Source organism: Paraburkholderia pallida, from assembly GCF_004524855.1.
In the GTDB taxonomy this organism is placed as follows: Bacteria; Pseudomonadota; Gammaproteobacteria; order Burkholderiales; family Burkholderiaceae; genus Paraburkholderia; species Paraburkholderia oxyphila.
The window spans coordinates 2,603,648-2,615,480 of sequence record NZ_CP038148.1 but is presented as its reverse complement, the minus strand read 5'-3'; the positions used below and the strand labels follow the sequence as shown (position 1 = coordinate 2,615,480).

Genomic DNA, 11,833 nt, shown 5'->3' with positions numbered 1-11,833 from the left:
AGCAAAAATGATTCAAATGATGGACCCGCGCAACGACGAAAAGAACCTGTGGGTCGGCTGGGATGAGTATCACCGGCTGATCGAACTGCTTGCGCTCTCGGTGCACGAGTCGCGCTGGAAGTTCGACCAGATCCTGTGTCTCGCGCGCGGTGGCCTGCGCGTGGGCGACCAGCTCTCGCGCATCTACGACCTGCCGCTCGCGATCCTCGCGACGAGCTCGTACCGCGAAGCGGCGGGCACGGAGCAGGGCGAGCTCGACATCGCGCAGTACATCACGATGACGCGCGGCGAGCTCGCGGGCAACGTGCTGCTCGTCGACGATCTCGTCGATTCGGGTGTCACGCTCGCGCGCGTGCAGGAGCATCTGAAGGTGCGTTATCCGGCCGTGACCGGCGTGCGCTCGGCGGTGCTCTGGTACAAGGGCTGCTCGAAGGTGAAGCCGGATTACTTTGTCCAGCATCTGCCGACCAATCCGTGGATCCACCAGCCGTTCGAGGAGTGGGATACGGTGCGTCCGCACAACCTTGGCGCATGGATCAAGCGCGGGCTTCAGCAGGCCCAGCAGGATCCGCAGAAGTAAGGGCGCTCAGCAGAACGCCGTGTCGCCGGCAGCGTGCGCTTGCCAGCGGACCCCATCAGGAACGGAGCCTTCGGGCTCCGTTTTTTTATGTGCCGCATGCTGCGCGCCTTGTCGCGCCGCCTTGCAGCGGCGTTGCCGCCACCGCGTGTCAAGCTTTGGCGCACAGCCGGCCAGGCGCCGCAGGGTGCCATGCTAAACTCCCGCGGGACAAGAGGGGCGTCGCGGGGTCACAACGATCACTCGGGTTTCTCACGCAGCCGGTTTAGAATAGCGCTCGTTTTTTCCGCCTCGAACGGATTTCCGCGTATATGACAACTAGCACGCACGTGGCAAAGCAGCCGCTCCCCACACTCGCAGTAGCGGCCATCGGCGTGGTGTTCGGCGACATCGGCACGAGTCCGCTGTATTCGCTCAAAGAAGCGTTCAGCCCGGCACACGGCATTCCGCTCAACGAAACATCCATCCTCGGTGTCATCTCGCTGTTGTTCTGGGCGATCATCATCGTCGTCAGCGTCAAGTACGTGCTGTTCGTGATGCGCGCCGACAACAACGGCGAAGGCGGCGTGCTCGCGCTCATGGCGCTCGCCATGCGCTCGTTCGACCGCAAGAGCAAGTCCGCCGTCGTGCTGACCGCGCTGGGCATCTTCGGCGCCTGCATGTTTTACGGCGATGCGGTGATCACACCGGCCATCTCGGTGATGTCGGCGGTCGAAGGCCTCGAGATCGCCGCGCCCAAGCTCTCGCATCTCGTGCTGCCGTTCACGATGGTGATCCTCGTCGCGCTGTTCTGGATCCAGCGGCACGGCACCTCGCTCGTGGGTCGCCTGTTCGGGCCGATCATGGTGCTCTGGTTCGTGACCATCGGCGTGCTTGGCGTGTCGCGCATCGTTCAGGCGCCGGGCGTCATCGCCGCGCTCAATCCGTACTACGCCGTCACGTTCATGGGCGCGCACGTGCTGCAGGCCTATGTGGTGCTGGGCTCGGTCGTGCTGGTGCTGACCGGCGCGGAAGCGCTCTACGCGGACATGGGCCACTTCGGCGCGAAGCCGATTCGCTACGCGTGGTACGGGCTCGTGATGCCTTCGCTCGTGCTCAACTACTTCGGCCAGGGCGCGCTCCTGATGCAGGACCACAGCGCGATCGAGAATCCGTTCTTCCTGCTCGCGCCGGATTGGGCGCTGCTGCCGCTCGTGGTGCTGTCGACGGTCGCGACCGTGATCGCGTCGCAGGCCGTGATCTCGGGCGCGTACTCGCTCACGAGCCAGGCGATTCTGCTGGGCTATGTGCCGCGCATGAAGGTGCTGCATACGTCCGATCTCGCCATCGGCCAGATCTACGTGCCAGTCGTGAACTGGATGCTGCTCCTCATCATTCTGTGCATCGTCGTCGGCTTCAAGAGCTCGGATAATCTCGCCGCCGCATACGGCATTGCCGTGACCGCGACGATGGTCATCACTACCATGCTCGCGAGCGTCGTAATGGTGAAGCTGTGGAAGTGGAACATCTGGCTCGTGTCGCTCATCATCGGGTGCTTAATGGTGGTCGATGTCGGCTTCTTCGGCGCCAACCTGCTGAAGGTCGAGGAGGGCGGCTGGCTGCCGCTCAGTATCGGCGCGCTGCTGTTCTTCCTGCTGATGACGTGGTTCAAGGGGCGCATGATCGTCAAGGAGCGTACCGCCGCCGACGGTATTCCGCTCATGCCTTTCCTGCAGGGGTTGCTCGCGCATCCGCCGCACCGCGTGTCGGGCACGGCCATCTATCTCACGGGCAGCGACACGCTCGTGCCGGTGAGCCTGCTGCACAACCTCAAGCACAACAAGGTGCTGCACGAGCGCACGATTTTCCTCACGTTCCGGATTCGCGACATTCCCTATGTGGCCGACTCGGAGCGTGTGCAGGTGAAGGATATCGGTGGCGGCTTGTATCTCGCGAAGGCCGACTATGGCTTCAACGAGACGCCGGACGTGAAGGCCGTGCTCGAAGAGATCGGCCGCAAGGAGGGCATGACGTTCGAGATGATGGATACGTCGTTCTTCCTCGCGCGCGAGACGGTGGTGCCCACGCAGTTGCCGGGCATGTCGATCTTCCGCGAGCGCGTGTTCGCGTGGATGCATCAGAACGCCGCGAAGCCGACCGACTTCTTCAGCATTCCCGCGAATCGCGTGGTCGAACTGGGCACGAAGATCGAGATTTGATGCTTCGTTGCGTTGACAACAAAAAAGGCGCCGCGGCGCCTTTTTTGTTGTCTGCAGCCTGGCGAGCGCGGGGTTGTTGCAGGCCCCGCGCCGCGCGGCGCTCGAGCGTCAGCGCTTGAGTTTCGCGAACGCCGCCGCCATCGCATTGGCGGGCTCAGCGTCGCGCGAGCGCTGGCCGCCGCGGTTCGCATTGCCGCCGCGCTGATCGCGGTTGCCGCCGCTGCCGGCATTGCCGCCGCTGCGCTGCGCCGCGCTCGCCGGATCGTCGTCCATGCGCATCGTGAGCGCGATGCGCTGACGCTTCACGTCGACGTCGAGCACCTTCACCTTCACCACCTGGCCGGCCTTCACGACTTCGTGCGGGTCCTTGATGAACTTTGTCGACATCGCCGAGACGTGCACAAGGCCGTCCTGATGCACGCCAATGTCGATGAACGCGCCGAAGGCCGCCACATTGGTCACGACGCCTTCGAGCACCATGCCCGGCACGAGGTCGGAGACCTTTTCGACGCCTTCGCGGAAGGTCGCGGTCTTGAACTCGGGACGCGGGTCGCGGCCCGGCTTCTCGAGCTCCGAGAGGATGTCACGTACAGTCGGCAGACCGAAGCGCTCGTCGACGAACTCGGTGGGCGCGAGGCCCGAGAGCGCCTCGCGATTGCCGAGCACGTCGCCGATGGTGCGCTTGATCTTCGCGAGCATGCGCTCGACGACGGGATAGGCTTCCGGGTGCACCGACGAGCGGTCGAGCGGATTCACGCCGCTGTTGATGCGCAAAAAGCCGGCGGCCTGCTCGAAGGTCTTGTCGCCCAGACGCGGCACCTTCTTCAGTTGCTCGCGCGAGGGGAAGGGGCCATTGGCGTCGCGGTAATCGACGATATTGCGCGCGAGCGTTGCGTTCAGACCCGACACGCGCGCGAGCAGCGCTACCGACGCCGTGTTCGCATCCACGCCCACGGCGTTCACGCAGTCTTCGACCACCGCGTCGAGCGAGCGCGCCAGCTCGCGCTGGTTCACGTCGTGCTGGTACTGGCCCACGCCGATCGCCTTGGGCTCGATCTTCACGAGTTCGGCGAGCGGATCTTGCAGGCGCCGCGCGATCGACACCGCGCCGCGCAGCGAGACGTCGAGCTCGGGGAATTCCTTCGCCGCCAGTTCGGATGCCGAATAAACCGAGGCTCCGGCTTCGGAGACCACGATCTTCTGCAGCTTCAGTTCGGGATGCTTCGAAATCAGCTCGCTCGCGAGCTTGTCGGTTTCGCGCGAAGCCGTGCCGTTGCCGATGCTGATGAGTTCGGCCTGCGTTTGCGCGGCGATGCGCGCGAGCTTCGCGAGCGAGCCGTCCCAGTCGCGGCGCGGCTCGTGCGGGTAGATCGTGTCGGTGGCGAGTACTTTGCCGGTGCGGTCGACCACGGCAACCTTCACGCCGGTGCGCAGGCCCGGATCGAGGCCGATCACGGCCTTCGGGCCGGCGGGCGCCGCCAGCAGCAGATCCTTGAGATTGCGCGCGAACACGCGGATCGCTTCAGCCTCGGCCTGCTCGCGCAGGTTCGTGAGCAACTCGTTTTCGATGTGCGGCTGCACCTTCACGCGCCAGCACCAGCGGCACACGTCGGAGAGCCACTTGTCGGCCGGCCGGCCCTGGTTGGCGATGCCGAAGTGGCGCGCGATCATCGCTTCGCCCGGATGCGGCACTTGTGCGTCGAGCTCGCCGCCGAGGCCCAGCTTGACCATCAGCACGCCGGCGTTGCGGCCGCGGAACAGGGCGAGCGCGCGGTGCGACGGCACGGTCTTGATCGTCTCCGAGTACTCGTAGTAGTCGCGGAACTTCTCGCCTTCCTCGTTTTCCTTGCCCTCGACCACGCTCGACATCACCACGCCCTGGTTGAACAGCCAGTCGCGCAGCTTGCCGAGCAGCTCGGCCGTTTCGCCGAATTGCTCCGAGAGGATGTCACGCGCGCCGTCGAGCGCGGCCTTCACGTCGGCGACACCCTTTTCGGCGTCGACGTATTGCGCGGCCTCCGTCTGCGGATCGAGCAGCGGATTGGCGAGCAGGGCGTCGGCGAGCGGCTGCAGGCCGGCTTCGCGCGCAATCTGTGCGCGCGTGCGGCGCTTGGGCTTGTACGGCAGATAGAGGTCTTCGAGCACCTGCTTGCTGTCGGCCGCTTCGATGGCGGCGCGCAGCTCGTCGGTGAGCTTGCCTTGCTCTTCGATGCTCGAGAGGATCGCGGCGCGACGGTCTTCGAGCTCGCGCAGATAGAGCAGGCGCTCTTCGAGCGTGCGCAGCTGCGTATCGTCGAGATTGCCCGTGACTTCCTTGCGATAACGGGCGATGAACGGAACGGTCGCTCCTTCGTCGAGAAGCTGGACGGCGGCCGCCACCTGACGCGGTTGAACGGTCAGTTCGCTGGCGATGCGCTGGACGATCTTGAGTGCTACGGTTTCCGTCATAGAGTCTGGATATTCCTGCGAGGATCGGTTTGCGGTCCGGGTTAGCGGCCCCGGTTTGCGGTGCCGGGCTGCGGTCCCGGTGTGCGCCCCCGGGTGTGCAGTCCCAAAGCCGGGCGGGAGACATCAAGCGAGCGAACGCCCGCCGGCTGGTGCAGCGGGGCATTTTGCCATAAATGGCGGGGCGCTCAACTCGGGGGATGTTAGAATTTCAGGCATGTTCCGTTGCCCTCAGAAGACGTTGATCCCATCCCGTTTGACACCCGTCCAGCCCACTGCGCGCCAGGGCGCGGCGTGGCGGACCACCGCCCGCGCGGCGGTCTATGCCGTCGCATTGCTGGCGACGGCGAGCGTTCCGGCCCTCGCGCAAGAGGTGGCGGCGTCCGGGGTGGTAGCCGGTGCTGATGCCGCAGCTTCGGGCGCAACGGCCCCGAATGCCGGCGCGGGCAATGACTTTGCCGCGCGACAGAAGGTCCTTGATCGGCGTACTGCGGAGAACAACTACCAGTACGCCGTCGCGCAGCACAATTGCTACGATACGTTCTTCGTGAACCACTGTCTCGGCAAGGCGCGCGATGCGATGCGCGTCGTGCAGGCGGATATCCGCCATCAGCAGCTGGCACTCGACGAGGAGCAGCGCGCCGACAATGCGCGCCGCCGCGACGAGCAGACAGCGCTGCAGCGCGCGAAGGACGAGGCCGACGCGCCGCAACGCGCCGCGAACGAGGCGCAAAGCGCGCAGGCTTACGAAGACAAGCAGCGCCAGCACGCACTCGATCAGGCGCAGCGCCAGGCCGAAGCGCCGCAACGCGCGGCGAACGCGCAGGCGTACGAGGACAAGCAGCGCCAGCACGCGTTGCAGCAGGCGCAGCGCGAAGGCGAACAGGCGCAGTCGCAACGCGCGGCCAACCAGGCTGCGTACGACAAGAAGCAATCGGATTATCAGAAGCAACTGGACGAGGCACGCCGCGAGGGCCAGCAGAAGGCCCAGGAGCGTGCCCAGAAGGCCGAGCGCTTCCAGCAGAAGCAGGAAGAGGCGGCCAAGCATAAGGCTGACGTGGAAGCACGTCAGAAGCAGGCGGCCGAGAAGGCGCAGCAGCAACAGCAGCAGCAAAAACCGCAGGGCCAGTAGCACCACGCTTTTTCAGCCGGACAGCAACCTCAGGCGCGCGACCTTTCGCACGGCGGGCGCCGATCATGACGAGGAGGCGAGCATGCGCGAGCATCGTGAAGTCAAGGGCGAGGTCCTTCGTGACCGTATTCTGCAACTGGAAACGGAACACGGAGACCTCGACCGTCTGATCGACAGGATGTGCGAGACGTCGGACTACGACGATTTCGAATTGCAGAAGCTGAAGAGGCGCAAGCTCAAGCTGAAAGACAACATCATCCTGCTGCAATTGCAGCTGGAACCCGATTCAACGAAGACCTCGAACGGGCACGCCTGATTCCGGGTCCTGGCAGGCGCCGGGGCGCGGCTGCAGTCGCGCCGGGCTCAGAGGACCGAGCAGGAACCGCTTGCCTTGAATTCAACGACCGTATCCCGATCCCGTCCCGCGCGCGAAGGCGGCGCGCAGGATGGTGACGCACGCACTGCGCAAATGGCGAACGCGCCAGCATTGAGTGCGCAACGCGGTGCCGAACTCGAAGAGCTCTTCGCCGCCAACGGGCTGTTGGCGCGGGAGATCGACGGCTATCGTCCGCGCGCCGCGCAGATCGAGATGGCGCGCGCCGTGGCCGCGGCCATGGAAGCCGCCGCCCAGGCGTTGCCCGAACCGGCGATGTTCGAGGCGCAGGCGCGCCCGGCGCGGCGTCTCGAGCGCGGCGCCCCGGCGCCCGCGCAGGATACTGCCGAACAAGCTGCCCACGCGGCCTCCGAATCGGGCGATAACACGCTGATCGTCGAGGCGGGGACGGGCACCGGCAAGACCTACGCGTACCTCGTCCCGGCCATGCTGTGGGGCGGCAAGGTGATCGTCTCGACGGGCACCAAGCACCTGCAGGACCAGCTATTCGGCCGCGACATTCCCACCGTGCGCGACGCGCTTGCGGTACCTGTGAGCGTGGCCATGCTCAAGGGCCGCTCGAACTATCTGTGTCACTACTATCTGCAGCGCACCGCCGACAACGGCCGCTTGCCGTCGCGCCAGGAAACGGCGTATCTGCAGGAGATCGTCCGCTTCGCGAAGATCACGCGCTCGGGCGACAAGGCCGAGCTCGCGAGCGTACCGGAGACGGCCGCGGTGTGGTCGATGGTGACGTCCACGCGCGACAACTGTCTCGGCCAGGAGTGTCCGCACTACAAGGACTGTTTCGTCATGCAGGCGCGCCGTGAAGCGCAGCAGGCCGATATCGTCGTCGTGAACCACCATCTGTTCTTCGCGGACATCATGCTGCGCGATACCGGCATGGCCGAGTTGTTGCCGAGCGCGAACACGATCATCTTCGACGAAGCGCATCAGTTGCCCGAAACCGCCACGCTGTTCTTTGGCGAGACGCTATCGACTGCGCAGTTTCTCGAGCTCGCGCGCGATTGCGTTGCCGAAGGCCTGAGCCATGCACGCGATGCGGTGGAGTGGGTGAAGCTGGGCGCGGCGCTCGAGCGCGCGGCTCGCGACGTGCGGCTCGCGTTCAAGGAAGACTCGCTGCGCGTGTCGATCACGCAGTTGCCTGAGGATCATCCGCTGTTCGACTCGCTCGACGCGTTGCAGACCGAGCTCGGCGCACTCGCCACTGCGCTTGCGGGCCAGGCCGAGCGTGCCGAATCGCTGGGCACCTGCCTGCGCCGCGCACGCGAGCTCCAGGGCGTGCTGTCCGGGTGGACCGTGCCGGGCGCGTCGCCTGATGCGCCATCGCGCGACGCACGGGCTGCCGCAGACGCCGGCCAGTCCGACGGGCAAGGCCATGCCGCGACCGAGCCAGGCGCCGACGACGAAAAAGTCCGCTGGGTCGAAGTGTTTTCGCACACGGTCCAGTTGCACGAGACGCCGCTTTCCGTGGCGCCCATTTTTGCGAAACAGCGCGCGGGCGTGCCGCGCACGTGGATCTTCACGTCGGCGACGCTTTCCGTGCGCGGCGACTTCACGCACTATGCGGCGCAGATGGGCCTGAGCGCGCGCCGCTCGATGACGTTGCCGAGCCCCTTCGATTACCCGCAGCAGGGCTTGCTCTACGTGCCGCGTAATATGCCGCAGCCGTCGTCGCCGCAATTCACCGACGCGGTGTTCGATGCGGCGTTGCCCGCCATCGAAGCTTCCGGGGGCGGCGTTTTCATGTTGTGCACGACGTTGCGTGCCGTCGACAAAATCGCCACAAGGCTGCGCGACACGATCGAGGCGCGCGGCTGGAACACGCCGCTGCTGGTGCAGGGCGATGCAAGCCGGACCGAGTTGCTCGAGCGCTTTCGCGCCTACGGCAATGCGATCCTCGTGGGCAGCCAGAGCTTCTGGGAAGGTGTCGACGTGCGCGGCGACGCGCTCTCGCTCGTCGTCATCGACAAGCTGCCGTTCGCGCCGCCCGACGATCCGGTGCTGGCCGCACGTCTGGACGCTCTGACGAAGAAGGGCTTGAGTCCATTTGCGGTTCATCAGTTGCCGCAAGCGGTGATCACGCTCAAGCAGGGCGCAGGGCGTCTGATTCGCGCCGAGACGGATCGCGGCGTGTTGATGATCTGCGATACGCGCCTCGTCGACAAACCCTATGGCCGGCGTATCTGGCAAAGCCTGCCGCCGTTCAAACGCACGCGCGAGATCGAGGTCGTGCAGGAGTTCTTCGCGGGAGAGAACGAGCAGGGCACTGCGTAACTGCGCTTGATGCGCGCTACGTTGTGCGCGTCACGTAATATCCGCTTGCATATGCGCAATGCCGGTTACATGCATTGCGCATGAGTTTTGCGTTGTATTGCGGGCGTTTCTGCATGGCTCTCGACCGCGGAAAAGACCAACAAAAAAGCCACGAACGTGAGTTCGTGGCTTTTTTGTTTGCCCGCCGCGCAACTGACGAGGCCGTCAGGCTGCCCGGCGATTCGCTTCGATGTCCGCTGGAGCCGAAGCTCCAGGCGAGCACCTCGCGAACACAGCTTACTGGCTTGCGCCCGAAGCCGGAGCAGCCGTAGCTGCGCCCGAATCCGACGCAGCAGCAGCGCCCGAAGCGGCAGCGCCAGCATCCGAAGCAGCAGCCGTAGCATCGCTCGCAGCAGCTGCAGCGCCCGAAGCAGCTGCCGTTGCGTCCGAAGCAGCAGCAGCCGGTGCCGAAGCAGCGGTAGCGTCGCTAGCCGGCGCAGCAGCTTGGTCGCTGCTCTTGTTGCACGCAGCCAGTGCAACAGCTGCCAGCAGGGATGCTACGAGGAGGGATTTCTTCATGATCACGTCCTTTTATGGTTAAAGGTAAGCAACAGCGCAAAATAATACCGGTAATGTGCCCCAACATCGACCTGAGCCGCTGGTGGAGATGCACTGCAAGAGCGTGAATCTTCCCTACGGCCTGGGCGGAAATTATAGGCACTTTCGTATCGACCGTCGACAAATCCGGGGACAATACGTTGTCTTTCTCATACAAGCACTATATTTTAGTACGGTATAACAGTCCGAAGCGCTTAGGCAAGCACCCCGAGTCGTATCCAGCCCGCACGATACCACTCGTGTAGCAACGCTGTCACACACGAATCGTGTGAGAGTGTTACAAAGCGTTTCCCATCCAGAAAGCGGTTGTCAGCCAATAATGGCAGCCATTTTTTCGCTTCCTTGAGCAAGTACTGTTCCCCGTTCAGGTAATACGAGCGCGCATCGTAAAGCAGGATTGTCCTGCGGTCGAGTGTTATCCCATTTTTCGCGGCGCGCGCAACAAAACGCGCTTCGTCCAGCGGCTTTTCGGGGGCGTCGAATACCACATTCGATTTCGGTTCTGAAAGCCAGGAGCCGACGAACGAGGAGACATCCGTATCGCTCCACCGCACTTTAGCAAGCACAGCCGAGACGCGCTCCACAAGTGCCGGAGGGAGTTGGGCCGGATGCGTCACGGCGGGCTGGTCCGGGTCCCGGTAGAGCGTGGGGTTGCCTGCGTTCGAGCTGGCTGTGCCATCTGCGCCACGCTCGGCCAGCCAGTAGAGAAACTGGCTCGTGAGCTCGGTCGTGGAAGGCGAACGAAAGCCGATCGAGCAGGTCATGCATTCGCCCTCGGCCACGCCGTCGTGCGCAATGTGCGGCGGCAGATACAGCATGTCGCCCGGCTCCAGCACCCATTCCTCTTCGGGTTCGAAGTTCGCCAGGACCTTCAGCGGCAAGCCTTCCTGCAACGACAGGTCGCGCTGCGCGCCAATGCGCCAGCGCCGCTTGCCGTGCACCTGTAGCAGGAACACGTCGTACGAATCGAAATGCGGACCCACGCCGCCGCCGTCGGAGGCGTACGAGATCATCAGGTCGTCGAGGCGGGCGTCGGGCGCAAAGCGAAAGCGTTCGAGCAGCGCGCGGGCACGATCGTCGTGCAGGTCAACGCCTTGCACGAGCAGCGTCCATTGGCGCGTTTTCGTTGTTGGCAGTTCGTCAGGTGCGAAGGGGCCGTGCTCGAGCGCCCAGCGCTTGCGAAAGTGCGTGATGAGCCGCGATTCGACGTCGTCCTGGTCAGCCAATGCGAAGAGTTCGTCGCGCGAGAGCGGCGCCTCGATGCCGGGTATCGCCTGGCGGATCAAGAATGGCTTTTTCTGCCAGTATTTCTTCATGAACTGCGCCGGACTCAGGCCGCCAAGCAGCGGCGTGGGCGTATCGGGCGCGGGACTTGCCAGGGAGGAGGGGGCGCGCCGCATGCGGGCGTCCTCCGGGTGGTCTGGGGACCGCTTGGGCATCGTATAATGAGGTCTGTAATCTGGAGGATCGAATGAAAATTGCAAAGGACACCGTCGTGTCGGTCGCTTACAAGCTATCGGATGCGCAGGGCAATCTGATCGAGGAAAGCGACGAGCCGATGGTCTATCTGCACGGCGGCTATGATGGCACGTTCCCCAAGATCGAGGAAGTGCTGGACGGCAAGGAGCCGGGCTTCGAGACCCAGATCCAGCTTGAGCCTTCCGACGCTTTCGGGGAGTACGATCCCGAGCTCGTCAAGATCGAGCCGCGTAACCGCTTCCCGGAGCCCCTCGAAGTCGGCATGCAGTTCGAGGGCACGCCTGAGGAAGGCGACGAGGATCTCGACACGCTCATCTATACCGTCACCGACGTTGCCGAAGACAAGGTCGTGCTCGACGGCAATCACCCGCTCGCGGGCATGGCCCTGCGTTTCGCGCTGACCGTCAAGGAAGTGCGTCAGGCCACCGAAGACGAAATCGAGCATGAGCACGCGCATGGCGCGGATGGCCTCGAAGTCGTCGACGAGGACGATGACGACGACGGCGACGAAGCCGCTTCGAAACCCACCCTGCATTGATCGGGCAACGCGCCGGCGGCAAACGCCGGCGCGTCTCGCCCTGCGTCGCGCCCCCTTGCGTAACGCTGCGCTGTTCTTCTCTTCGCGGCGCGACGCTGCACCGCTCGTTGTGCATTTCCGGGTAGTCTGACCGCGCCGTTCGCGTGCCGATTGCGTGCCGTTCGCGTGCTATGCCGCGCTACGGGTCGTTCCTGCT

General features: G+C 64.5%; 9 protein-coding genes. 6 read left to right on the top strand and 3 right to left on the bottom strand.

The window, feature by feature from the left end; all coding sequences use genetic code 11:
* Positions 1 to 7 precede the first annotated feature (7 nt).
* Both E1956_RS11825 and E1956_RS11820 read left to right on the top strand, forming a co-directional pair.
* Positions 8 to 580, top strand: coding sequence for a phosphoribosyltransferase (locus E1956_RS11825; protein ID WP_134749039.1), 573 nt, complete (start codon positions 8 to 10; stop codon positions 578 to 580).
* Positions 581 to 888: 308 nt separating this feature from the next.
* A complete protein-coding gene (locus E1956_RS11820) occupies positions 889 to 2,775 on the top strand; it encodes a potassium transporter Kup (protein ID WP_134749037.1) in 1,887 nt (628 codons plus the stop codon).
* 108 nt (positions 2,776 to 2,883) lie between these two features.
* Here E1956_RS11820 and E1956_RS11815 read toward each other — a convergent pair whose 3' ends face one another.
* On the bottom strand, positions 2,884 to 5,223 hold the full coding sequence (locus E1956_RS11815; RefSeq protein ID WP_134749035.1) for a Tex family protein: 2,340 nt from the start codon (positions 5,221 to 5,223) through the stop codon (positions 2,884 to 2,886).
* Between the two features lie 214 nt (positions 5,224 to 5,437).
* Between E1956_RS11815 and E1956_RS11810 the strand changes: the two genes are divergently transcribed.
* The 3 genes from E1956_RS11810 to E1956_RS11800 all read left to right on the top strand — a co-directional run bounded on the left by E1956_RS11810 (position 5,438) and on the right by E1956_RS11800 (position 9,023).
* A complete protein-coding gene (locus tag E1956_RS11810; protein WP_418789258.1) occupies positions 5,438 to 6,352 on the top strand; it encodes a colicin transporter in 915 nt (304 codons plus the stop codon).
* Positions 6,353 to 6,434: 82 nt separating this feature from the next.
* On the top strand, positions 6,435 to 6,668 hold the full coding sequence (locus E1956_RS11805; protein WP_133195236.1) for a DUF465 domain-containing protein: 234 nt from the start codon (positions 6,435 to 6,437) through the stop codon (positions 6,666 to 6,668).
* 153 nt (positions 6,669 to 6,821) lie between these two features.
* Entirely contained in the window at positions 6,822 to 9,023 is a 2,202-nt protein-coding gene (locus E1956_RS11800) for an ATP-dependent DNA helicase (protein ID WP_472802078.1), read from the top strand.
* A 276-nt stretch (positions 9,024 to 9,299) separates the two neighbouring features.
* Here E1956_RS11800 and E1956_RS46820 read toward each other — a convergent pair whose 3' ends face one another.
* Both E1956_RS46820 and E1956_RS11785 read right to left on the bottom strand, forming a co-directional pair.
* Positions 9,300 to 9,581: a hypothetical protein gene (locus tag E1956_RS46820; RefSeq protein WP_167759999.1), complete on the bottom strand. Its 282-nt coding sequence runs from the start codon at positions 9,579 to 9,581 to the stop codon at positions 9,300 to 9,302.
* Positions 9,582 to 9,814: 233 nt separating this feature from the next.
* Positions 9,815 to 11,059 carry a cupin domain-containing protein gene (locus E1956_RS11785; protein ID WP_134749029.1) on the bottom strand — a complete coding sequence of 415 codons (1,245 nt, stop codon included), beginning with the start codon at positions 11,057 to 11,059 and terminating at the stop codon, positions 9,815 to 9,817.
* A 32-nt stretch (positions 11,060 to 11,091) separates the two neighbouring features.
* On the opposite strand from E1956_RS11785, the gene E1956_RS11780 reads away from it, so the two are divergent.
* Positions 11,092 to 11,637 carry an FKBP-type peptidyl-prolyl cis-trans isomerase gene (locus E1956_RS11780; protein ID WP_028216934.1) on the top strand — a complete coding sequence of 182 codons (546 nt, stop codon included), beginning with the start codon at positions 11,092 to 11,094 and terminating at the stop codon, positions 11,635 to 11,637.
* Positions 11,638 to 11,833: the final 196 nt, after the last annotated feature.